Annotated in this window: 25 protein-coding genes and 1 pseudogene; 6 read left to right on the top strand and 20 right to left on the bottom strand. The window is 41.1% G+C overall.

Annotation, left to right across the window (positions count from 1 at the left end):
• Positions 1-72 precede the first annotated feature (72 nt).
• Complete coding sequence (locus BSG1_RS03325) at positions 73-429, top strand: DUF3862 domain-containing protein (RefSeq protein ID WP_044022270.1); 357 nt, start codon at positions 73-75, stop codon at positions 427-429.
• A 154-nt stretch (positions 430-583) separates the two neighbouring features.
• Positions 584-1,864, top strand: a pseudogene (locus BSG1_RS03320) (MFS transporter).
• Positions 1,865-2,031: 167 nt separating this feature from the next.
• On the opposite strand, the gene BSG1_RS03315 reads toward BSG1_RS03320, so the two are convergent.
• On the bottom strand, positions 2,032-2,688 hold the full coding sequence (locus BSG1_RS03315) for an NAD(P)H-binding protein (protein WP_044022349.1): 657 nt from the start codon (positions 2,686-2,688) through the stop codon (positions 2,032-2,034).
• A 143-nt stretch (positions 2,689-2,831) separates the two neighbouring features.
• Between BSG1_RS03315 and BSG1_RS20710 the strand changes: the two genes are divergently transcribed.
• Positions 2,832-2,969, top strand: coding sequence for a hypothetical protein (locus BSG1_RS20710; RefSeq protein WP_006835416.1), 138 nt, complete (start codon positions 2,832-2,834; stop codon positions 2,967-2,969).
• A 161-nt stretch (positions 2,970-3,130) separates the two neighbouring features.
• Here BSG1_RS20710 and BSG1_RS03310 read toward each other — a convergent pair whose 3' ends face one another.
• The 9 genes from BSG1_RS03310 to BSG1_RS03270 all read right to left on the bottom strand — a co-directional run bounded on the left by BSG1_RS03310 (position 3,131) and on the right by BSG1_RS03270 (position 10,398).
• Positions 3,131-3,697, bottom strand: coding sequence for an ATP-binding protein (locus BSG1_RS03310; RefSeq protein WP_006835415.1), 567 nt, complete (start codon positions 3,695-3,697; stop codon positions 3,131-3,133).
• 14 nt (positions 3,698-3,711) lie between these two features.
• Positions 3,712-3,936: a hypothetical protein gene (locus BSG1_RS03305; protein ID WP_006835414.1), complete on the bottom strand. Its 225-nt coding sequence runs from the start codon at positions 3,934-3,936 to the stop codon at positions 3,712-3,714.
• Positions 3,937-4,149: 213 nt separating this feature from the next.
• A complete protein-coding gene (locus BSG1_RS03300) occupies positions 4,150-4,446 on the bottom strand; it encodes a hypothetical protein (protein WP_006835413.1) in 297 nt (98 codons plus the stop codon).
• Positions 4,447-4,785: 339 nt separating this feature from the next.
• Complete coding sequence (locus tag BSG1_RS03290; RefSeq protein WP_006835411.1) at positions 4,786-4,971, bottom strand: hypothetical protein; 186 nt, start codon at positions 4,969-4,971, stop codon at positions 4,786-4,788.
• Positions 4,972-5,510: 539 nt separating this feature from the next.
• A complete protein-coding gene (gene nagB / locus BSG1_RS03285; protein ID WP_006835409.1) occupies positions 5,511-6,257 on the bottom strand; it encodes a glucosamine-6-phosphate deaminase in 747 nt (248 codons plus the stop codon).
• Positions 6,258-6,261: 4 nt separating this feature from the next.
• Positions 6,262-7,485, bottom strand: coding sequence for an N-acetylglucosamine-6-phosphate deacetylase (nagA, locus tag BSG1_RS03280; protein ID WP_044022348.1), 1,224 nt, complete (start codon positions 7,483-7,485; stop codon positions 6,262-6,264).
• Positions 7,430-7,615, bottom strand: a complete 186-nt coding sequence (locus BSG1_RS20705) for a hypothetical protein (RefSeq protein WP_156791359.1) — start codon at positions 7,613-7,615, stop codon at positions 7,430-7,432. The genes nagA and BSG1_RS20705 overlap by 56 nt, the downstream gene beginning before the upstream one ends.
• Positions 7,616-7,645: 30 nt before the next feature.
• Entirely contained in the window at positions 7,646-8,905 is a 1,260-nt protein-coding gene (locus tag BSG1_RS03275; RefSeq protein ID WP_006835407.1) for a YeeE/YedE family protein, read from the bottom strand.
• Between the two features lie 371 nt (positions 8,906-9,276).
• A complete protein-coding gene (locus BSG1_RS03270) occupies positions 9,277-10,398 on the bottom strand; it encodes an alpha-hydroxy acid oxidase (RefSeq protein ID WP_198008170.1) in 1,122 nt (373 codons plus the stop codon).
• 518 nt (positions 10,399-10,916) lie between these two features.
• Between BSG1_RS03270 and BSG1_RS03265 the strand changes: the two genes are divergently transcribed.
• Complete coding sequence (locus BSG1_RS03265) at positions 10,917-11,681, top strand: DUF3891 family protein (RefSeq protein WP_044022269.1); 765 nt, start codon at positions 10,917-10,919, stop codon at positions 11,679-11,681.
• A 47-nt stretch (positions 11,682-11,728) separates the two neighbouring features.
• Here BSG1_RS03265 and BSG1_RS03260 read toward each other — a convergent pair whose 3' ends face one another.
• Positions 11,729-12,022 (bottom strand): hypothetical protein, encoded by a 294-nt coding sequence (locus tag BSG1_RS03260; RefSeq protein WP_044022268.1) that lies wholly within the window; start codon positions 12,020-12,022, stop codon positions 11,729-11,731.
• Positions 12,023-12,282: 260 nt separating this feature from the next.
• Here BSG1_RS03260 and BSG1_RS03255 point away from each other — a divergent pair, with 260 nt between their 5' ends.
• On the top strand, positions 12,283-13,068 hold the full coding sequence (locus BSG1_RS03255; protein ID WP_006835403.1) for a PAS domain S-box protein: 786 nt from the start codon (positions 12,283-12,285) through the stop codon (positions 13,066-13,068).
• 321 nt (positions 13,069-13,389) lie between these two features.
• Here the strand turns inward: BSG1_RS03255 and BSG1_RS03250 are convergent, their stop codons facing one another.
• The 5 genes from BSG1_RS03250 to BSG1_RS03230 all read right to left on the bottom strand — a co-directional run bounded on the left by BSG1_RS03250 (position 13,390) and on the right by BSG1_RS03230 (position 17,611).
• A complete protein-coding gene (locus tag BSG1_RS03250) occupies positions 13,390-13,842 on the bottom strand; it encodes a hypothetical protein (protein ID WP_006835402.1) in 453 nt (150 codons plus the stop codon).
• Positions 13,842-14,633: a hypothetical protein gene (locus BSG1_RS03245; RefSeq protein WP_006835401.1), complete on the bottom strand. Its 792-nt coding sequence runs from the start codon at positions 14,631-14,633 to the stop codon at positions 13,842-13,844. Before BSG1_RS03245 ends, BSG1_RS03250 begins: the two co-directional genes overlap by 1 nt.
• Positions 14,634-15,106: 473 nt before the next feature.
• The gene (locus BSG1_RS03240; protein WP_006835399.1) at positions 15,107-16,282 is read right to left on the bottom strand and encodes a TolB family protein; all 1,176 of its coding nucleotides are present in this window, start codon (positions 16,280-16,282) and stop codon (positions 15,107-15,109) included.
• Positions 16,283-16,370: 88 nt separating this feature from the next.
• Positions 16,371-16,787 (bottom strand): hypothetical protein, encoded by a 417-nt coding sequence (locus BSG1_RS03235; RefSeq protein ID WP_044022266.1) that lies wholly within the window; start codon positions 16,785-16,787, stop codon positions 16,371-16,373.
• Between the two features lie 185 nt (positions 16,788-16,972).
• Positions 16,973-17,611: a 2OG-Fe(II) oxygenase gene (locus BSG1_RS03230; protein WP_006835397.1), complete on the bottom strand. Its 639-nt coding sequence runs from the start codon at positions 17,609-17,611 to the stop codon at positions 16,973-16,975.
• 264 nt (positions 17,612-17,875) lie between these two features.
• On the opposite strand from BSG1_RS03230, the gene BSG1_RS21505 reads away from it, so the two are divergent.
• Positions 17,876-18,001, top strand: a complete 126-nt coding sequence (locus BSG1_RS21505; RefSeq protein WP_006835396.1) for a hypothetical protein — start codon at positions 17,876-17,878, stop codon at positions 17,999-18,001.
• 233 nt (positions 18,002-18,234) lie between these two features.
• Here the strand turns inward: BSG1_RS21505 and BSG1_RS03225 are convergent, their stop codons facing one another.
• The 4 genes from BSG1_RS03225 to BSG1_RS03210 form a co-directional block, all read right to left on the bottom strand.
• Positions 18,235-18,612: a nuclear transport factor 2 family protein gene (locus BSG1_RS03225; RefSeq protein ID WP_006835394.1), complete on the bottom strand. Its 378-nt coding sequence runs from the start codon at positions 18,610-18,612 to the stop codon at positions 18,235-18,237.
• A gap of 924 nt (positions 18,613-19,536) precedes the next feature.
• Positions 19,537-19,848 carry a hypothetical protein gene (locus tag BSG1_RS03220; RefSeq protein ID WP_156791357.1) on the bottom strand — a complete coding sequence of 104 codons (312 nt, stop codon included), beginning with the start codon at positions 19,846-19,848 and terminating at the stop codon, positions 19,537-19,539.
• Positions 19,849-20,192: 344 nt separating this feature from the next.
• Positions 20,193-20,744: a hypothetical protein gene (locus BSG1_RS03215; RefSeq protein WP_044022265.1), complete on the bottom strand. Its 552-nt coding sequence runs from the start codon at positions 20,742-20,744 to the stop codon at positions 20,193-20,195.
• A 259-nt stretch (positions 20,745-21,003) separates the two neighbouring features.
• Positions 21,004-22,008 carry an LLM class flavin-dependent oxidoreductase gene (locus tag BSG1_RS03210; protein ID WP_006835391.1) on the bottom strand — a complete coding sequence of 335 codons (1,005 nt, stop codon included), beginning with the start codon at positions 22,006-22,008 and terminating at the stop codon, positions 21,004-21,006.
• Between the last annotated feature and the right edge of the window lie 192 nt (positions 22,009-22,200).

The following is a 22,200-nucleotide window of genomic DNA, read 5'->3' as shown; positions in this document are numbered from 1 at the left end:
TTCGGGGAAGCAACGTTAAATAGATAAAGAGTTAGAAGAACTTCTAAGAACTACAGTGGAGGAGGAAGAAAGGTGAAAAAGAAATACATAACAATGCAGCGTCTTTTTACAATTGGAGCAATCTCTTCAGCCATTATTTTAAGTGGCTGCCGGTTGGAAACAGGTGCTGAAAAAGAAGTGCAGAACGACAGTGAGGAAATGGAAGAAAAATCGACAGGTGCTGTCACTCTTGAGATGTACCAGCAGCTGGAGAAAGGGATGAGTTATGAGGAAGTGAAGGAGATTATTGGGACAGAGGGAAAACAAATGACTGAAGAAGGTGATTCGAACGCGGCCTATATATGGGATGGGGAAAGTGAGGGCTCCTTTTTGAGTATTTCTTTTAAAAGAGATAAACTATCAACCAGAACCCAGGTAGGATTGAGGTAGGAAAATGACTTTATTTTAGATGATCTATGTCCAGGCATAGGTCATTTTTTAGAGGACAAATAATCTTGTTGAGAATTGAATTGTCCCTACTGTACAATATAGGAAAATTGTATAATGGTGAATTTTTTCATTATATAGATTGCGAGTGAAGTGCTTGAAACTAAATCGTTTCCATTACAGTTGGGTGATCCTTCTCATAACGTTTTTCTCCATTATTGTGGCCGGAATTGTAAGGTCTTCTTCAGGGGTTTTTATCGATCCTTTTGAAACTGAATTTGGATGGGACCGATCCGTTATATCACTCGCTTTTGCTGTCGGCTTATTCTTATATGGTATAGCCGGACCTTTCATGGCCGCCTTGATTGAAGTTCTCGGCTTGAAAAAAGTTATGGTCCTTTCCATGGCAACCTTGCTGACGGGGACATTACTTACCTTTTTCATGCAAGAGTCCTGGCAGCTTGTCATCATCTGGGGTGTCATCATCGGACTTGGTTCTGGTGTGTTTTTAACGGTGTTAAGCCCTTATGTGGCGAATAAATGGTTTGAAAAACGAAGAGGGCTTGCGCTTGGGATTTTGACGGCAAGTACGGCAACAGGCCAATTGATATTGCTCCCCGTCCTCGCAATACTTATCGAACGATATTCATGGATTTGGGCCATAGCCTTAATTATGATTCTCAGCGTTGTCATGCTATTAATCATTTTGCTTTTCATGAAAAATTCTCCGCGTGATGCCGGGGTCCTCCCTTATGGTCTTGAGGAAGAAGCTGAAATCAATACATATCAACAAAAAAGAAATCCAATTAGCATTGCATTCAACGGTTTGTTCCAAGCTGTAAAACACAAAGAATTTTGGCTCCTGGCAGGCAGTTTCTTTATTTGCGGCCTGTCAACAACCGGATTGATTGGTACTCATTTTGTCTCTTATTGTCTCAGCTATGGGATCCCTTTGGTCACTGCCGCCTCCCTGCTTTCATTCATGGGCGTCTTTGACTTGATAGGGACGACACTGTCAGGCTGGCTATCGGACCGTTTTGACAATAGATGGCTATTATTTTAGTATTACAGTTTAAGAGGAGCCTCCCTCCTATTGCTTCCATTTGCCCTATCGGAAGGATCTTACGTCCTGCTTATCATTTTTTCGGTTTTTTACGGACTGGATTGGATTGCGACCGTTCCTCCAACGGTCGGTATATCAAGACAGGTGTTCGGGGTTGAAAAAAGCGGGGTCGTATATGGCTGGATTTTTGCTTCGCATCAGATGGGGGCTGCAGTCGCAGCTTTTGGTGGTGGAGTGATCTTTAATCTATTGGACTCTTACACCTGGGCATTTTTGCTGGCAGGTATTTTTTGCGGCATGGCCAGCCTATTTGTGATGATCATTAGAAAACCTATGTCACAGGAGATGAGTGAAGGTAGTTCATTAAAAGTTTAGTGTACGAGCTGAATTTCGGCCCCCAGGTGCGCGCTCTAGGGGCTTGGGGGTGGAGCTGGATATCTCGCAGATTACGAGGTGTTTCTAGCTCCAATCAACCCTTTTATGAGGTTCATTAACCGTTACAGGAAGCCTTCGTCAGTTTTGACATTCTTGATAAGTGACCTTTATCCCTTATTAGCCATGGCACATTCCCAAATCGCTTTTCCCTTTAGCATAAAGATGCCATTTTCTTTACTTTTGGTAGAGTTGATGAGGGCTCTAGCTAATATTTCTGTCGGCATAACTTTATAAGAGCGGATAAGCCCTATTTTATTTAAAAACTGAATGGCTTTCATGCCAACAATCTCGCCTCTTCTATCACTATTTTTCCGCACCAGTCCTGGAGGGTTAAAAATTACCAATTTAGAAAATCCTAATGACTTTACAGCCTCTTCTAACTGCCCTTTCATCCTTAGATAAAAGAAGCGAGAATCAGGAGAAGCTGAACTGGAAGATACCAGCACAAAATGATTTACATTGTTTTCTTTTGCGGCCTTAGCAATCTGGTATTGGTAATCGTAATCCACTTTCCATTGAGCTTCTTTACTTCCCGCATCTTTTAGGGTAGTACCCAAACACGAAAACAAAACATCACCCTTAACTAGATGATTCCATTGTTCTGGTTTATCAAAGTCAATAACATGTATCCGTAATTTATCATGTTGGAGTTCAACCTCACGTCTAACGAAAATGTCCACCTGCTTATAAGTATCATCTTTTAACAATAAATCCAGCAGGTCTTTACCTGTTGCACCTGTCGCTCCGATTAAAATGGCCTTCATGTTCTTCTCTCCTTTAAATTTTCTACTAAAAAGTGAATTCACGTTCTGTATTGAGCCATCTTTTTCTGTTTTAATCCTGACTATGACCCTCATAAACAGGAAGTTCCCTTCGAAGGTTGTAGTGAAAGGACAGGTGAGACAGCATGTATAATCGCATTACTAAACTTACTCCGGAAGAAATTGATCGACTATTGGACCCCGCTGATAAAGAAAGTTTTAAGGATATTACGTGGAAATTTATTTCTGATGATGAAATCGAAAACCTATTAAGGACTCCTTGATCATCTCGATGGAAGGGGTCTAATTTTATCTGTGATCCCTCCGGTAACCTCTTATTAACTACTTCTCCTTTTCTTCCAAACCCTCCACTGACTTCGACCAATAACCGACAGCTAACCAGGAGATCATGGTCAGGATGGGGACAGCGAAAGCGGCAAATAATTTAATTGTCAGCCCCTCCTTTTTCGTTTTGCGATATTTTAATGATCTCACTGATCACACTGTCTACATCTTCTTGTTTGTGAATGGTGAAAAGGTGGTCTGCTTCTTCTTCATTCGGTTCCTTTACGACTTCTTTATTTTGTTTGGCCAGTACTTCTTCAAAAGTAGAGGCACTTCTGAATATCCTGGTACTTCGTTTGCTTTCGGATACTCGCATTTGAAGGATTTCATCGGGAATTTTGAAGTTTACAAGGATGGGCTTCAATCCCTTTGCGCGAAAATACTTTATTATATTTGTGCGCCCTTTCTGATGACGGTTCGAATTGGATAGGATAACATGATATGTGGTGTGATCAACGGCATAATCCAGAATCGTCTGGGAGATGGCGTATTTCAATGTGTTCGGTCCCTCTGGGGGAAGTAGATTTCTGTAAAAAGTATTGATGAATTCAGCATGATTATCTTGATCGATGACGACTGAACCTCGGAGTTTTTCTTCTATTTTTCTAGCAAAAGTCGTTTTGCCGCTGTGAGTTTTTCCAACTGTCAATATCACAAGTCTGCTCATTGGGGCACCTCTTTTTATTTTCTTTGTAGTAAAGAAGGAATGTAATGAAAGCTGAATGCAGCGATAATAGAAATGACAACTTTCAAAAGGAAGTACTGAACAAGTCCCTCTACCACATACCCTTTAAACTTTTGCAGCAATGTCGCTTCTGGCACCCAGTCAATCACATAACCAAAACTGAACATTGCGGGAAGACTGAGCAATAAGTAAACAAGAAAAAACACAATAATTGATTTCATAATCGCTCCTCAATAATTTTATACTTTAGCACTTTAAAGCACTAAGAGGGACAGTCCCTTTTAGTGGACTAAAGTGTTCTTCCATTACTCTATGGCAGTGACAGCTGTTATATATGTTTCTACGCCATTTTTTAATTTATCGAGGAACTCGTAGTTTTTATCTGTTTCTATGTAGTACAATTTGCCGCCTGCTTGTTGTGAGCAGTTGTCGCTTCAAGTGTCATAAAGGTAGACATTTAGAGTATCATCTTCGCTCTCCACTCGGGGTTCTCCAAATTCCTTTCCTTCATCCAGAAATTCCTGACTGAGGAAAAGATATTTGTTCCCTTTATTTTCTGCAATATAAATTCCGTTCCCAGACCCATCCTCGTCCATCAACACAGCATCGATAAATTCACTGACTTGTGAAGGAATGCTCTCCACTTCAGAAAAGGTTAGTTCCTCCGTCTCCTTTTCGCTGCACCCCTGGAGAAAGAGAAAAAGAACGGAAAATAATAAAATTTTGTTCACAAGAACACCTCGATTAATAGTTGATGGAGCAGTTTTTTATATTGACGACACATACAACCTATTAGTTTCATTGTCTTCAATTGGATCAAGTGTGAACTTGGTTTTATTACTTTGGTGTTGAATTACTTAATTATGTTTCCTGCTACAATAATGGCCGAGGAAGCCCATATAGTAAAAAGGAACGCGGCAAGCTTTGGAGATCCTACATCCTGCACCGCTTCTATGAGAGTAAGGATAAAATAGTAACCGGAAATTAAAAATATAATTGCACTAATAATTAAAAACAACATAAACATTCCTTTCAGCAGGGTCTTCAGCTTGTTCCAGAGGAAATCCTTTTCATCTTTGTTTTTTATGCGCCTTGAAGGCATACATCAGGGCAGTCACCTGTGCTGCCAAACAGGCCAGCCAGCCTACTAATGGAGCGAAATACATAAATTGTTTCAGGGCCATCCCGGCAGCTATAAATGATGGTGCAGATACAGCTAAAAAAACGGTTATTTTTCGTTCCTTGGACATCAACATTTTATTCCCCCTAGCCTCTATCTCTTAATACCAATTATTTCAAACATTCGGTGATTCATCAATCTATTTTGTACGCAAATAAGACGCACATCTTTGAGATATGCGTCTATTTAGGCGGATTAACATCATCCCTTTAATACTTTAAAGCACTAAGAGGGACTGTCCCTCTTAGTGCTTCAGTGTGGTAAAGTGTGTTATTTCTTTCTTTCGTCAGCTTTCAGTGCGACTTTTTCAAGGCCGTTTTGTGCAAATTCTACGTCTGTTTTTTGCATTGCTTTGTTGTACTGCAGGTCTTTGTTCTTTTTCTTGGACATTTTTTTCACCATCCTTTATATAAAAACAAATCATAGGCCAGGAAATAAGAAAAGACGTTTCCCTGCCTCTTCGTTCTTATTTTGCTTGTTCTTTAGAGAGTTATGCCCAAACTCATCGTTTCTTTATAAATAATAATGGCTGAATTCATTATGAAATCAGCCTTGTTTTCCTCTTGCCAACTACACTTTCGCATATTTTTTACCTGGCCCCCTTGATTACACACACTATAAATTAAACAGCTTTTCATTCTTATCAGGGATCGACGCTTTATCCGCAATGACGGTCACACGTGGGTGAAGCTTCAAAGCAGAAGCTGGAAAACGTTCATCCACTTCGCCTACGAAAAGTTGGGTCAGTGCTTTTTTCTTCTTTTCTCCTGAAACTAAGAGAAGGATCTCCTTGCTTTTTATAATGGAGGCAATGCCCATTGTGATCGCTTTGGTCGGTACTTCTTCTTTATTTTCAAAATACCTCGCGTTCGCTTCTCTTGTGGAAGGTGTTAATTCGACGAGATGAGTCTTTGACATAAAGGAAGTGCCCGGTTCATTGAACCCGATATGGCCATTGCTTCCGATGCCAAGCACCTGAAGATCGATTCCCCCGTGATGAGCGATTTCCTGTTCATAACGCAGACATTCATCCTTCATATTTGCTGCCAGTCCATTGGGAATATGGGTTTTGGATGAAGGAATGTCTATATGGTTAAACAACTTTTCATTCATGTAGTATTGATAACTTTTCGGGTTCTTCCCTGAAAAACCGACGTACTCATCAAGATTAAAGGTTGTAACCCCCTGGTATGATGTATGGTTTTCATTGTGGTCTTCAATCAAGCATTCGTAGGTGCCAACCGGAGTCCCACCAGTGGCAAGACCTAGATTAACAGCGTTTGAGGAACGAACTTTTTCGATTATAATTGCGGCAGCCCGCCTACTCATTTCCTGGTAGTCTTCTACGGCTATTAAGTTCATGGGTCTATTCCTCCTTGTTGAAAGCGAGTGCTCCTCTGCAGAATGTCATGAAAACATCCAGATTTTCATCCAGTATGACAATATCCGCGTCTTTTCCTTTTGAGAGGCTGCCTTTCCGCTCATAAAGTGCTAGCTGCTTAGCCGGGTTCACAGAGACCATTTCGATAACCTCTGGAAGTGAACATTCGGTGTAGTGCAACATATTTTTTATGGCAGAACTCATTTTTAAAATGCTGCCAGCGAGTGTACCATCGCTTAGCACTGCTCTTCCATCCTTTACGGTTACCTTCTGTCCACCTAAATCATAATGCCCGTTTTTCAGACACTTTGCACGCATGGAATCCGTGATTAAGATGACCCCTTGGCTTCCCTTTTGCTTATAGGCCAGTCTAATGACTTCAGGACGTACATGAATGCCGTCCGCAATTATTTCTGCCTTCAGTTCATCGAGTAAAAACGCTGCCCCCACTATACCCGGTTCGCGATGATGCAAGCCCCTCATTCCATTGAATAAATGTGTCACATGAATCGCCCCTGCCTGGACTGCTTCTTGCACTTGTTCAAAAGTCGCATCAGAATGGCCTATGGAGGCAATGACACCCATCTCTTTTAAGGAGGTGATCAACTCCAATCCCCCTGCCAGCTCCGGAGCAAGCGTAACAAGTTTAATCGTTCCTTTAGACAATGACTGCCACTCTTTAAAAAGCTCAATGTCGGGATCGACGATATGTTGGGACGGCTGGGCCCCTGCACGTTTCTTATTTACAAAAGGACCCTCCAGGTGAATCCCGGCGACTTCTGCTTTGCCAGGGTGCTGCTTGTTTAGGATAAAATCTCCTGCATTTGCTAATGCTTTTTCAATTTCGATTCGGCTCTGGGTGATCGTTGTCGCAAGGAAACACGTTGTCCCTTCGTTTGGCAGTGTTTGCGCCATTGTATGTAAGGCAGCCGGTGTAGCGTCCATCACATCAGCGCCGTTTACTCCGTGAATATGTACGTCAATGAAACCGGGAATGGCCTTGAAACTACTTGGAAGATCAATGACTTCCCAGTGTTCCACCTGTTTTAATTCTTCTATCGGACCAATATCGGTTATTATTGTATTTTCTATTTTTATATATCCATTTTTCACTATGCCTTTCTCTAAATGGATTTCCATGCCTTTAAGAAGCTTAACATCCAGACTCACTCTGATATCCTCCCTTCGTTGAACCGTACCTTTCACCATTCCTAATAGCTTCACCATCTTCAACTACTTTCCATTCCCTTCTAGCCGACACTATAATCCTTTTACTTTTAGAATACGATTTTAAATGCTGAAAACCTTTATCGACTTTTAAAAAAAGCAGTTCAGCCAAGAGTATGCCTCTCAACTGAACTGCTTTTCACTAACAGAATGTATCTTTCGGTTTAGGAACGGACAAGCCGAACATCGGTCTTAAAAAGAGCGCCACAAAGGTTCCGGCCATTGCAAGAATACCCCAAATGTAGCCATGCAGGCTGAAGGAAGCAATTCCACCGAAGTAGGCTCCAATATTGCATCCGAATGCAAGACGGGCACCATAACCCATAAGCAGACCGCCAATGACAGAGGCGGCTGCATTTTTGCCTGTCACTTTTGAGAATCTGAAAAGTCCTCCGGCAGCCGATGCCAGGAAGGCTCCCAAGATTACACCGAAGTTCAATACTGTGGTAGAGTCAGCGAAGATGGAAGACTGAAGGGCTGCTGCGTTGGCGCCCTGCCAATAACCCCAGCTCGCAACATCCACTCCAAAGAACATTGCCGCTTTGGATCCCCATAGAGCAAAGGCAGAAGTGATTCCCCACGGAGCACCGCGTGTCATAAGGGTCAAAGCATTCAACACGGCTAACGCTATAGCAGCAACGAACAGCGGCCATGAACCGCGCAAGATTCTTTTCCATCCCTTTGCCGTTGGAACTGGTGCCATCTTCGGCGCCTTTTTCTTCTTTTCTACAACAGTGGATACCCATGCAATAAGCGCAAACAGAGCAATGGATACAATCCATGCGCCACCATATCCTAAACCAGTAGAAGTTGCCAACGAAACCGGTTCAAAGGACGGTAAATCTTCTGTCCAGAACGGCAGGTGAGCTGCTCCGACGGTTGCACCAACAATAAAGAATAATAGCGTTATGAACATAACGGAGCGGCCGCCGCCAATAGCATACAAAGTACCTGACGCACATCCTCCGCCAAGCTGCATGCCGATGCCGAACATAAACGAACCGACAAGCAGGCTGATACCAACCGGCGCAACATATCCATTAACCGGACCGCCAAAGAAGGATAAACCAAATGCCAGAATTGGTGCGAATAAGGTTACTGCCACCCCGAGCATCAGCATATGCGAGCGCAACGCTTCGCCGTTCCCGACAGACATGAATCTGCGAAATGCAGAGGTGAAGCCGAATCGTGCATGGAATAAAGTATATCCAATTCCCAGGCCAATCATGAGCAGCAACGGTTGTGCTGCTGATTGTGTCATCATTAAATAGATTAGTAGAATTGCCCCTGCAATCAAACCGCCGTATATTAACGGCATTTGCGGGCTGTTTAAGTTTGTATCTGAACGAGGTATCGGATCCTTCGCATCGTTGACGGGCTGAACTTTTGTAATAGCCATCATCAAACACCCTTTCCTGATAAAATTAGTCGGAATTACTTTTCATATCATACAAGGGTATTTTGAATCTGTCAAAAAAATAGTTCAGATGGGCATGGCAAAGCCCGGGATGACCATGTGCTTGTCTGGTTAACCCGGGCTTTATAAGAGGCTTAGTGGCCATTTATTTGTTTTAATTGATAGCTAGTTTATTGGTCGTGTACATAGAGGTTATATCTTCTGGTAACGAAAAACGCGCCTTATCATGGAGCTCGGCTTTGTTTTGTGAGGCCGGGTTCGCTGGAATCAACCATTATAGAGGTCGTTTCCTTTTATAATACGGTGTTTACCTCGTTATCACCCATTATAGTCCATGTAGTTGTAATATTAAAAAGTCATTTGGAAACCAAATAAGTTTTATCAATCTCGCTGATTTTGACCGTACCTGCCAGTCTCATTGTTGTTTCAAACTCTTTCAGGATTTGATGCATCGCTCTTTTGACACCCTCTTCTCCGTCCAGGGCAAGGCCGTACATAAACGGACGTCCGATTAACACAGCTGTTGCTCCCAAGGCTATAGCTTTAAAAATATCACTGCCGCGACGGATACCACTGTCGATTAATACTGGTATTTCTCCTTGTACGACCTGGCAGATCTCTTCAAGAACATCCAATGTCGCGACGCCGTGGTCGAGCTGCCTGCCGCCGTGGTTGGACACAATTAACCCATCAACCTTGTATTGCAAAGCCAGTTTGGCATCTTCAGGATGAACGACACCCTTCAATAAGATTGGAAGGTCTGTATACTGGCGGATTCGATGTATCGCGTCCCAGGTGACCGCTGGATTTTCGAACAGTTCGAGCTGCTTCTTTAGCGCTGCCTGTTTATCTTCTAAAATAGGTTTTTCCAGCAAACTTTTAAACACTGGATCAGAGAAATAGTTTCCGCTGCCGCTTCCCTCGCCAATCGGTGAATAGTTGTTGATATGGTCACTTTCCCTGAATCCCATAATCGGCGTATCCACAGTTAGAACGATGGCGGAGTAACCTGCAGATTCCGCTCGTTTGATCATGCTCTCGGCGACCATCTCATTCCCCGAATAGTAAAGCTGAAACCAGCGTGGGGTGTCTTTCATCTGTTGAGCTATTTCCTCCATGGAGTATGAAGAAACGGTACTTGTAACAAATGGAAGGTTCATAGAGGCAGCGGCCCGTGAAGTAGCCAGTTCCCCATCTGGATGAGCAATCGCCTGAACCCCAATCGGTGCAAATAGTACCGGTGAAGGAATAGTGTGGCCGAGTACAGTTACGGATGTCTCGATGCTTGAAACATCCCGGAGTATGCGATGGGATAGTTCATACTGTGAAAACGCCTCTCTGTTGGCTCTTAATGTCGACTCTTCCCCTGAACCTCTTGCTATGTAATCAAATGCTTTTTTATTGATGAAGCCTTCCGCTTCCTTCTCCCATTCATTAATGGCCAGGTGGCGGTCCCTGCTCTTTTCAACAGCCTTCAACGGATATCCCTCCCTGTAGATAATTACCAATATTATGACATAGGAAAGACTAATATTCAAACTTGTCTGAATATTGAATGCGGGTTGTGATAATAATTTGAAGAAATATGTATTATAATGTGCTGAAGATTTTAGCGCGGCACACCATTTGCACTATCGAACGAGATGATGCCCCTTACCTACCTATTAATCGAAAATCTTTGTGTCTGAGTATTTTCAATTAGAAGCATGCCCACAGTAAAGCGACTGGAACAGTCAACTATTGGTATTTTAAAAAACCTGTTCACCAAAATCTTGTAGTCCCTTTTTAATTAGAAGGGAGTCAATACAGGCGCAATAAAGTTAATGCTCCACCCAAAGAAACTAATCCAAAACATGATATTAGTATTGTGTTTAGATATACTGGTTGTATCGATATAATAAATTCCCGCTTTTAATAATTATATTATTGTCTAACAGAACACCATATGAAAGGGTATATAAGGAAGAAAAAAAGTATCAGAAAGGGGTCACATGAAATGATAATCAGGGAAAATAATGACTCTTTCATCATGATTACACAGCATGACCACGCCTTTTTGTCGGGTGAAATCACCCGACAGCTTAATAGATCGTTACTTAAATCGGACTCCTACTTTAATGACGCTGTATATGCAGCACGTGAACACGACCGCGGGTGGATCGGGTTGGATGAGACGCCTATTTGGAATGACCAGGCGGATGCGCCTTACACTTTTTCTGATTACCCCCTGCTTCCAAAGCTGGCTTTTTATAAAATCGGTCTCCATGAGATTGAGAGCATGAACCCTTATGCGGCTCTTCTTTGCAGTATGCATTTCTGTTCATTCTTTTCTCAATCCAAAGACCCTGATGGCATTCATTTTATCCACGAAGAAACAAAACGGCAAAAGAAAATTAAACAGAATACACCTGAACTTGACCAACAGCTGCTTCATCAGCATTTTGCTCTACTGCAATTCTCGGATAATCTTTCCCTCTACCTCTGCTTGAACGATCCCGGAGTTGAGAAACAGGATGAGCACCCTTGGTTTCGGAATGGATTTAAGAATACCCAGTTGTTTCACCCGAAACAAAAGCTACTGAAGGCTCACTGGAAAAGCCAGGATGAAGTAATAATTGAATCATTTCCTTTTATGAAGGATTTCGAGTTAGCGCTTCCGTACAAAAAGGTATCCAAAAATTTCAAGAAAGAATTGGGCATCGCTGAGGCTTATAAAAAAGCGGAAGCAGTCCAGAAGACGATTATCATTTCAGAGGCTTAACTATACCTTATCCAATACAGGGACGGGCCTGTAACCCGCCCCTCTCTTCAATTGAAAAATTCCAGCCAAAAGGGATAATCATACTGCCCATCAGATACCTTAACAAACTTCCCAAAGATCCCAAGATGGGTCATGCCGTGTTCAAGATGGGTAACCGGAGTATAGGCAGAAAAAAGAACAAAATTGATTCTCTCAATATATGTATTGTCCGCCTCTTCCGGAATGGGTTCCCCAATGCTCTCTTCACTAAACTGTATATAGTCCTGTTTTGTTGGATTGGTGAAGATGGCCGCCATTAAAAATATGGCTAGGACTATGAGTAACCAACGTTTCCACTTCATTGTTATTCACTCCTTGTTGCTCATTTTTTACAATAAAACGTATGTATTCTGTACTGAAAAGTATGGTTAACGGACGTATTTTGCAGAGTTCAACATAAAACACGTTCAACCTGCCCCCTACTTGCATCAAACCTCCTCATTTAAATAAAAGTTAAAACCCCACCAACTTAATCTAAATCTTTGAATTTCCGTACAAACCTAGCCAAACAGCCCTAAAGGGTTTATGCTAGAGTAAGAAATTAGAAGATAGGAGTGGAAATATGGAACAAACTCCGCAGTCCATCGATATCGAAAGTTATGCAAACCAGAGTCTCTTACGTAATATAATTGAAAATACGTTTGAAACCATTATAATTCACAGCGATTATCGGGTTGTTTATATCAACCAGTCAGGTGCAGATTTTCTTGGAGCATCCAAAGAGGCCCTGGCAGGTGCAAAAGTACTGGATATATTTCCTAATGGCTCAAAAACTATGATAAAAGAAAGAATTCGTAAAGCTTTGGTAGAAAATGAGATTGGCCAACTTATCGAACAGCCTGTGGTCACCATCGACGGCAGGGAAGTGGAAGTCGAACTGTACTGCCACCCTTTCCTGCATGAAGGAAAACGTTATGTTTTATCAGTGTTACGTGACATTACTAGCCGGAAAGAGCAAGAAAAACGGCTAAAAGATGAAATTCACCAAATTTCCACGCCGGTCGTCCCTGTTTCCGATGGCATATCAATCATTCCACTGGTCGGAACGATTGATAACGACAAAGCAAACCTGCTGTTGGAGACGTTACCTGAAAAACTCAAAGGAGAAACAGACATAAAGTATGTCATCCTGGATTTTTCCGGTGTTTATAATCTTGATGAACAGGTTATTGAATTTCTTTATAAATTGAGTTCAATTATGAAGATGCTCGGAATTAACCCGGTCCTCTCTGGCATCAGACCCGAAATGGCGCAGAAAACCGTTGAATTAGGTTTTGATTTGAGCTCTTTGAAAAGCTTGAACAATGTCAAACAAGCTGTAAAATATATCAAAACGCTGATTGAATAATATACCTTTTACAGCCCTGCTCGGATGAATGATCCGGTCAGGGCTTTTTTGATAGCTATTAATTGTATTCTATATTAGCTTAGGGTTTTCCTTGTTGAAAATATCAGCATTTCTGACGCTTTTCTCGATAATGGGAGACACAAAATTTTGTATCAATTTGATGTTATGCACTGTAATGAAGTGATTATGCATCAAACTCGGGTAGTTTTGCTTCTGCTTTGGAAGTTATGCATCAAATCGAGGTACTTATGCGTAAAAAAGCGACATTTATGCACCAAACCGACTATAATCGTTTACTAGTAGAAACGATCCGCCCCCCTCTTACTTCACCTTCGCGACTCCAAGTGATAAATTGTCCCAAAGAATCTTCACGACTTCATCGCTATCTTCTTCACTGCAGTTAATAATCATAATCACTTCAGAGCTTTTTCCTTTTAACAGTTTTGTTTTTTTTCTTTTAATAAAGACTTGTATTAAATCGATGATAAAGCCGAGTAAGAAACCGGAACCTGCTCCAATCAGACCCCAGTAAATCGGTCCCCATTCAAGGATAAACCCTCTGCTCGCTCCTATGACCGCAAAAAGCACCGCAAAAAACATGCCTTTATTAATGAGCGAGATGCCGTCAGACCGATGCAGTGAGTCAAAGAGTCTCGGCATTTCAGTACGGTTGTCCAATGGAACGGCAAAGATGTCGGTGATCCCTCTCTGTTCCAGTTTGGAGATCGCTATTTCAAGGTATTGTGAATGGTCAAAAGTCGCAAATATCTGCATTATTCCACCTTCACACCTTTCTTTATCTTAAAGTCCTTGGGCTGGTAATTTCTTTTAAGATATTGTTTTTGTTCTGAATCAAACAATTTATTATTTTCCACGGCATTCATATAGGAATCATAGATGGTAAAAAAATAAAAAGATGGAATATAAAGCAGCCATTGCGGATCAAGTACGCTGGTTGACTTCTCTATATCCCCTATCAGCAGATAATGAACACCTTCGAGCACATGAGAGTAATAAACATATATAACGGTACTAATAAGAGTAAATATAGCCCCAAAAATCCTGTGTGTGTACAACTGGCCAACACTAGGAATCGTCATTGAAGAAAAGAAGGCGATCATTGGGTTCCGTTTATCAAGGTAGTTGATTTCAAACGGCCGGATAATGAGCTTTTTCACTGAGGGCGATTTATTTTCATTTATTAGGTAAATTTTATTTAAGTCCACAGTGGAACGATAACTATCCAGAATGGCGAAAAGATAAACCGGTATGTATAAGTGCATATACCTTACATCCAATACGTCTTTGGCAGCGTCAATATTTCCTGTAAAAGAATGGATCATTGCAAGATTTAAATGCGTCAATTGATTGATGAAAATCTCCCATATAACCAAAGAGAAACCACGTAAATACTTGGACAAAAGCAAATGACCATAACCAGGAAAGGCGATAGACCAGAATGCTATGGTATATGGATTTCTTAAATGAACCTGGGTTGTGCCGAATATACTGAGATGGGCCAGCTCCCATCTGCTCTGTTGTTGATTTCCAGAATTATTCATCATACACCCCTGAATTGGTTGAATCCTTAGTAGTTTTCTACCTCCCTCGGCTTTTCATTCATTTATATCCATAAGTTAGGCATTTTTGCTTATGGTCAAAAAAATGTTGCATTTGTATTAATTTTCAGAAAAATTTCCTTATGCCTATAGACAAATCTTTTTACAGGTTTTAGTATGAAAGGAAATAACCCAGCATACAATCAGTAAAAATGCAGGGTTATTTATAAGTATATGCGGGAGGGATTAACATGACTTACATTTATCAGAAAGCACGTGAGTTGTATGAGAAAGAGGCTAAACAGTATGAGAAAAGAATCCCTGAAAAGAGAGCTTACTTTAAGAAACAAAAAAGAAAGTTTTTGAAGTAGTAACTACACCCGTTACTAAAAAACATTAGTCTCCAAGAGTGAACTTATATAACAACTGAAAGACCTTCAGGAATCACCCGGAGGTCTTTTTTTCTTGGCATCGTTTCACTATTCCGAGTAATAAGTTGGAGCTGAATCCACATGTTCTATCAGCGTTTTTTCCTTGCCCTTTAAACCTTCTTTCGCCAAAACGTCTCCATACATTTGGTCTGGCTTTTTCCGGAACCAGGTGATTGTTGTACCTACTACTTGCGGATCGAGGTCCACTTCATTCTTCCCTGGAAATGTAAGCTGTTCTTGACTGTCTGTACCAATGTTGATTGCATGAAGGCTGGTGAACATGGTCGGGATCGGTCCTTCATCCCACTCTTTATTTTCTTCTGCACGGGCGACGATGACACGCTCCGGTGAAAACCAGGCCAAATCAAGGTCGACATAGCCGTCAGGAGTATATTGTTTTTGCTGGACAGCTGCCGGCATGTCCGCGATTGTTGATTTCTTATTTTCGACGAAGAACCTTCCTTCACCAGATATATACGCAAGATGGTCAGTTGAAGGAGCCCATTTCATCCAATCTGGATACCACAGCATTTTTCCAATAGTATGAAACTGCTCTCCCTTTGAATTCAAGACACACAATGTATTACTGTCATTCGACCAGGAAGCAGTCGGAGTGGCGAGAAAACTCAGCCAATTTCCATTGTGGCTCCATTTAAAATAATCAGCCGTAATTGCAAAAAAATCTGGTTCATTCGTTTCAATAGTATAAAATAGCTTCACGTTTTCAGGAGAAAGTTTTGCTTCAACAGGGATCTTATAAAGCTTGATTGGCTCCCATCCCGTCGGAAGCAGATTCGGCTGGGAAGAGACAATAAACTCTTTGCCGTTTGGAAACCATTCAAAGTCACCTGCCCCCAAAGACACGTTTTCAAATCCCTGCGGCCGGCCGTTTTTTACCTTGGTCACATTTAAAACTCCGCCTGAAGTGTAAGCCAGCTGATTGTTGACAGGCGACCATTTGAAGTTGGACGTTTCGATCTTTACATACGGCTGAAAGGTTTCTTTCTCTTTCGTGTCATAGATGAATAATTCCGTTTTCTTCCCCTTTTCATCCCCATCAATGAAAGCAACAAACCTTCCGTCATATGACCATTTTGGTGAAGACACATACGCGTTTTTTGTAATCTGGATTTCACCTTTTCCTTCTTTGATCCATAACTGGTGGCTGCGGATGAAGACCGCTTTCAAATTCGTTTCCGCGTGGGCAGATTGAAGTAAAGACATACAAGTTAAAAGTACAACAAGAATCCTTATTATCAAGTGTATCCCTCCTGCTATTAGGATGGACATTTACTCTTATTAGATTCTTTCTTTAGTTTATCTTTGAGATTTTGGCATTATCTTTTGTATCTCCGGTTATTTCAAAGTTGAATTCTTTATTTTTTGTTAGAACCAGAGAATGTGTTTGGTTAACTGACGTTTCTGAGCCATTGGAGTCGACAAGGAACACTTCCATTGAGGCAATTCCCTCTAGGTTCATATCTTGTTCATAGTATTTTAAACGAAGGACATCATCTTTTTCAAAATTGGACCCATCAGCATTCGCGGTACCCTGAGAGGATGTTAAGTCACCTTCCTGGTAAAGCTTGATGACCATCGAGGAGAATTCAATATCTGAATTATTCTCGATAACGATAGATACAACATTCTCCTTTTCTTGAACTTGATTATTATTCCAACAAGCAGAAAGCATTAAAACGGATAGCAAAAGAGGTGTTAATTTTCTCATTGGCCGGTCCCCCTGTTTAGTAAAATGTTCCACTTTAGTTTAATGGATTATTTATTGTTTTTCAATAAATATTTGTTGTTTATAAGCTTATTCTATTTAACAACGAGAAAAATTTACCAATAAACTTTATTCCTGCTCAAAAAAAAAGCGTACCAGCGATTATATACACTGGTACGCTCATATATTTATTTTACTTGCTTCCTTCTCATCCATTGCGTGGCCGCCCATTTATCTCCGATGATAACTGGTGCCCCGCCATGCAGGGTCAGGTCATTCAATTCTTGGTTGTCATAAAAATACTCGAAGTACACCGCCATACCTTTTTGGGGAGAAACCGAGAAATTCAATTTGGGAAAATACGTTTCCCCGCCCTCTTCGACATCATTCAGATACATGACCAATGTGCTGATCCGGGGGTTGCTTGCATTTTTAAAGAAATCAAAATGAGCTTTGTACTCCTGTCCGATTTTATAATTCAAGATTTGCAGCCCTTCTCCATTTTCGTAAGGGATATTCATAATTTGGGAAATCCTTTTTTCAACTCTTGTTACGACTTCACTTTCGCCCTCTTCCATGAACGTGCTGCTGCTTGTCCGCATGTCATTTTCGTTCCGAGTGTTCCCTATTTTCGACCGCTTCAGTTTATCCTTTGACAATCCAATTAGCGCATCACATTCTTCGTCGCTCAGTACATTTCCCAAGACGACGATGAGTGGTTCTTCCAATTTGGCAATAATATTTATCTCTCTATCTTCCGTTTTGATTTTATTCCCAACGTGATGAAAAATACTTTGTTCCTTAACAGCTAATTCTTGAGTCTCCATTGTCAACTTTCATCTACCTCTTGTCTATTAAAATTCGAAATAATTAGAAATCTCTTGATACTGGAAGCGGCAAAATTATGAAGTTTTGAAAAGGGCTATATTCTCTGATGGAAGCCTCTTTGGCACACCACAGAAATTTAAATTTATTTTACACTGTACCTTCCATTTTGACTATCATTTTCTTATAGGAAAATGCGTCTATTTTTTGTCGAATAAAACAGGTCTCAACGTGCATAATATCCATGTTCGTAAGGAGGTGTCACTATGCCGAATTTAAACGACAACAAGTTCCGCAAAATCCAGTCTGAGGCAGCAAAACAAGGGAAGTCTCAGGAAGAGTACGCAGCCGAATTGCAAGCCAACAAGCAGCAGGCACAGAAAAGGAAATAATTTAAAAAGCTCAGATTGGTTTCTGAGCTTTTTTAAGGTGTCATAACGTGCCAGTGACGGTATCCAAGTCCGGACAATAAAAGCCATTCCCCCGCAACATTGTAGCCATCAATGTGGATATTACTTTAAATACCAACCTCCAGGCAGCCATGTATAAATCTCCTAAAGAAACATCTTCCTTAAGTAACAATTGAAAAACGGCTGTGCAAGACAGCCGTTTTGTTATAACACGGTTAAAAAGCGCCATTTTCATTAGGTGAATTTTCCGGAATGACCTGACCGACATCCCACATTTCCACGATGCGTTCTCCCTCGAAACGGAAGATGTGAACCAGAACAGCGCCAAGATCCTCCTGATTTTGCTTCACGTAAGAATGCACTGCTACAGTTTCCCCCTCTTCAATTGCTCGTAAAACTTCAAAGGATTTTTCCAGGTTGTTTTCTGCATTCTCTTCCATTGCAGGAATGATTGATTCTGCATCTCCTTTGAAGTAAGGGTTATGATGGAAAAAGCCTGGGGCTGTGTATGTTTTAAAAGCCTCCCGAACGTTTCCGGATGCTACCATTTGCAGAAATGAAACTGCACTTTTCTTATTTTCACTCATTTTCATCAACCTTTCTTTTTCTGGTATGTAATCTATTGCTGTACTTTATTAACATTCTACATTGGTGATTGAATTACCTTGTATTAAGGTATATATCCTTTTGAAGAGAATTTGGTTCTGATTTAGTGAGGGTTGGTCTTGGGTTGCTAGTGTTTATGCACTATTGTGGGGAATTAGTGAAATTGCTTGTGCCGTGTTGGGCCGAGAGTATGGGGAATGGGCCAGTGAGGTTTGGTTTTTGAGGGTATGTTAGGCTATTTAAGAGATAAATGGGCCACTGAAATTGCGATTTTTAGTATATGTTGGCCCAATAAAGATCTAAATGGGCCAGTGAGATTCCAATTTTAATGAGATGTTGGGCCATTTAAGGGATAAACGGCCCAATGAGATCCCATTTTCAAGGAGATGTTGGATCATTTAAGAGCTAAATGGGCCAATGAGATTCGTGTTTTGATGAGGTGCTGGCCCATTTAAGAGGGAAATGGCCCATTGAGATTCCATTTTTGAATAGTCGTTGGGCCATTTAAGGGATAAATGGGCCAATGAAATTGTGTTTTTGAGTAGATGTTGGCCCAATTAAGAACTAAACGGCCCAATGAGATTCGTGTTTTGATGAGATGTTGGCCCAATAAAGAGCTAATTGGGCCATTGAGATCCCATTTTCAAGAAGATGTTGGACCATTTAAGAGCTAAATGGGCCAATTAGATTCGGTTTTTGATGAGGTGCTGGTCCATTTAAGAGGGATATGGCACATTGAGATTCCATTTTTGAATAGTCGTTGGGCCATTTAAGAACTAAACGGCCCAATGAGTTTCGTCTTTTGAGGAGATTCCGGGCCACTAATGTAGAGATTTTTTCAGAAAGAATAACAAACTAAAAAGCCCTGTACCAATCAACAGGACTTTCTTTATTATGACGTTTAATTTTTATTAATAATAAGTAACAATCATCATGATAAAACTGATAACTGTAAACAGAACAGCTCCATAAAAGACAAAGCCGACATTGGCTTTCAGTTCATTATCCTGCTGGATCTTCCAACCGGCCGTGCTCGCATCCAGGGTGGCATTTTTAGATAACATACCGCCGCTGCTGTTAAAGAAAAACAGTACTACTGAAATTGCCAGGCCAATAAAGAAGCCCCAGTCCAAAAAGGAAAATGAAAAGATCAAACTTGCTCCCCAAACCAATACTCCGAATACCGCTGCTGAAATCACTGTGCCTATGATATTCTTCTTCATCTGCATCTCCCCCACAGGTTTTTATGTAGATTCACTATTCCCTATTCCCTATCCTCTTCCGTTGTTCCCCAATCATATCCTGACTTGCCCCAGTAATATAGAAAGATGGCTGATGAGATGATGCCCAGGCTGATATAGATGAACGCCACTTTTATCCCTCCTTATCCGGTAAAATGTCTTCTTGGTACATATACGGACTAACAGGATAGAAGTTTCAAAATTTTTCATAAATTAGTGGATCTTAAAATTATAGAAGGAGAATACAACAGCTTTATCCCAGATTAGTTTGAACAATTCTTGCTTGATCTAATTGAAGATCTTACATTCCATACTCCTTGAAGTATCTATAAATCTATAGTTTGAATAATTTCCTGAGTATCCCTTTGCAGCAACTTTACCTGTTTATATTCTGACTGATCTTCTTTTTCAAAATACCAAAGAAACAGTCCTTCTAATTGATAATCCTCTACTACTGAAGGGGGTAACATTGCCAGATTCAATAATTGCGCTTCTTGATTATCTACCATGACTGTCTGTTCAGTACCAAGTCTAATCAGACCATAAACCAAGTTTTCACCATGCACTTGGAATCCCCAAAGTTGCTCATAGTTTCTATTCGGATCCATTGAACCCCAGGTGAAAAAATCGCTTTTCCATCCGAACATGCCTTTGTGAGCATATGTTGACCCCAGGTTATTTCTATCTTTAATAAAGAAGTACAAAGACTTATCATCCCTTTTATACGCAGGAATCAACAAGAGTCCTTCCTCACTCGCTTGAATGGCTTGAGACGGTTCCTTATACGATTGCTGCTGTTCTCTATAACCCCATATCCCGATTATGGCAAGAGCAAAAATTAAAAAAACTACATATCTAATAATTGAACGTTTGCTCACTTTTATTTTCCCCTTCTCTCTTAAATTCAATTAATTAAAAAGTTTTACTTCGTTACCAATTATTTCAAATTTCTATATATGGAGCAACAATTATATAGAATTTATAGTTTCATTTCAATATAGGTAAAAGGGTTATTTGGAGGGGGGTAGGACCAAAGTGAGTTACCAGTAAACAGCCCAAATAAAAAGAAGTGCCAGAATTAGTTGAATCCTGACACTCCACTCGTTGTATTATTTAATGTTTTACTTGAGAATAAAGTCACTTCCCATCCACGACTTCTTTAAAGATTTCATAAGAGCGTTTCTGCTTGTCTTTATCATAGATATAGGAAACGGCCATGATTTCATCTGCATTGTATTTCTCTTGAAAACGGGTCAATTGCTCTTTGACCGTTTGCTTGCTTCCCATTAAGGTCACGCTTGTCATGGAATCGGCCACTTGTTTTTCAGAGGGAGTCCATATTTCATCCATGTCGTCTACCGGCGGGCTCATTGGTTTCTGGGTGCCCCGGACTACGTTGAGGAAGAATTGCTGCATGGTCGTTGACTGCCTTTTTGCATCTTCATCTGTCTCTGTTGCAATGACGTTCAGGCAGACGATGGCATGTGGTTTATCCAGGTACTTCGATGGCTGGAACCGGCTGCGGTAGATGGATAATGCTTCTTCCATGTGCCTTGGAGCAAAGTGTGAGGCAAAAGCATACGGTAAGCCAAGTTTCGCCGCAAGGTAGGCAGAGTCGGTGGACGACCCAAGGATATAGATCGGTACATCGGTCCCCACTCCTGGATACGCTTTTACATACCCTTGCTCTTCCGGTTGGCCGAAATAGGTCAGCAGCTGCTGAACATCATCTGGAAATGTGTAAACATTTTCCTGTGTGGATGACCTTCGCAGTGCGCTGGCTGTCATCATATCTGTTCCCGGCGCACGGCCGAGCCCTAAATCCACTCTGTCAGGGTATATGGTTGCCATTGTGCCAAATTGTTCCGCCACTACTAATGGCGAATGGTTTGGCAGCATGACACCACCGGATCCAACACGGATTTTCTGGGTGTGTTCCAATGTATGTTTGATTAAAAGAGAAGTCGCTGAGCTCACAAGTGTGGCAGTGTTATGATGTTCAGCGATCCAATATCGGGTGTAGCCCATTTCCTCTGCTGCCTGTGCCAAATCGATCATAGAATCGATGGCATCCTTTGAGTTCTGACCTTCGCGGATCGGCGCCAGGTTCAATACGGAAACAGGTATATTTATATTTGCCATTTCAACTAGTCCTTTCTATTAGGGAAATACGTCACTCTTAGGGCATTAATGGTTTCAATATAGCAGAGTGACTCACTCTCAATCTTTTCTTAAATGTAAAATCATAAGTTACAGTTATCTTTTAAAAAAAGCTTAAAACATTGTCTAAGCTTCTTCATTTATTAAATTGATACTGTAATGGTATTATTTACA

The organism is Bacillus sp. SG-1, from assembly GCF_000181495.1.
GTDB lineage: Bacteria > Bacillota > Bacilli > Bacillales > Bacillaceae_B > Rossellomorea.
The sequence above is the reverse complement of the archived record's forward strand: the minus strand, read 5'-3'. Positions and strand labels throughout refer to the sequence as shown.

Coding starts and splice junctions, on each gene's coding strand:
- nagB (WP_006835409.1), bottom strand. CDS start 6,257: ATGAACTTAATAGCCGTAGAAGACTACCAGGAAATGAGTAGGCGGGCT.
- BSG1_RS03260 (WP_044022268.1), bottom strand. CDS start 12,022: ATGAAGTGGAAACGTTGGTTACTCATAGTCCTAGCCATATTTTTAATG.
- BSG1_RS03230 (WP_006835397.1), bottom strand. CDS start 17,611: ATGGAGACTCAAGAATTAGCTGTTAAGGAACAAAGTATTTTTCATCAC.
- BSG1_RS03210 (WP_006835391.1), bottom strand. CDS start 22,008: ATGGCAAATATAAATATACCTGTTTCCGTATTGAACCTGGCGCCGATC.
- BSG1_RS03250 (WP_006835402.1), bottom strand. CDS start 13,842: ATGCAGATATTTGCGACTTTTGACCATTCACAATACCTTGAAATAGCG.
- BSG1_RS03235 (WP_044022266.1), bottom strand. CDS start 16,787: ATGAGAAAATTAACACCTCTTTTGCTATCCGTTTTAATGCTTTCTGCT.
- BSG1_RS20710 (WP_006835416.1), top strand. CDS start 2,832: ATGTATAATCGCATTACTAAACTTACTCCGGAAGAAATTGATCGACTA.
- BSG1_RS03290 (WP_006835411.1), bottom strand. CDS start 4,971: ATGTTGATGTCCAAGGAACGAAAAATAACCGTTTTTTTAGCTGTATCT.
- BSG1_RS03220 (WP_156791357.1), bottom strand. CDS start 19,848: ATGAAGAAGAATATCATAGGCACAGTGATTTCAGCAGCGGTATTCGGA.
- BSG1_RS21505 (WP_006835396.1), top strand. CDS start 17,876: ATGCCGAATTTAAACGACAACAAGTTCCGCAAAATCCAGTCTGAGGCA.
- BSG1_RS03240 (WP_006835399.1), bottom strand. CDS start 16,282: ATGTCTTTACTTCAATCTGCCCACGCGGAAACGAATTTGAAAGCGGTC.
- BSG1_RS03305 (WP_006835414.1), bottom strand. CDS start 3,936: ATGAAATCAATTATTGTGTTTTTTCTTGTTTACTTATTGCTCAGTCTT.
- BSG1_RS03275 (WP_006835407.1), bottom strand. CDS start 8,905: ATGATGGCTATTACAAAAGTTCAGCCCGTCAACGATGCGAAGGATCCG.
- BSG1_RS03225 (WP_006835394.1), bottom strand. CDS start 18,612: ATGAAAATGAGTGAAAATAAGAAAAGTGCAGTTTCATTTCTGCAAATG.
- BSG1_RS03245 (WP_006835401.1), bottom strand. CDS start 14,633: ATGATGAATAATTCTGGAAATCAACAACAGAGCAGATGGGAGCTGGCC.
- BSG1_RS03310 (WP_006835415.1), bottom strand. CDS start 3,697: ATGAGCAGACTTGTGATATTGACAGTTGGAAAAACTCACAGCGGCAAA.
- nagA (WP_044022348.1), bottom strand. CDS start 7,485: ATGGTGAAAGGTACGGTTCAACGAAGGGAGGATATCAGAGTGAGTCTG.
- BSG1_RS03265 (WP_044022269.1), top strand. CDS start 10,917: ATGATAATCAGGGAAAATAATGACTCTTTCATCATGATTACACAGCAT.
- BSG1_RS03315 (WP_044022349.1), bottom strand. CDS start 2,688: ATGAAGGCCATTTTAATCGGAGCGACAGGTGCAACAGGTAAAGACCTG.
- BSG1_RS03255 (WP_006835403.1), top strand. CDS start 12,283: ATGGAACAAACTCCGCAGTCCATCGATATCGAAAGTTATGCAAACCAG.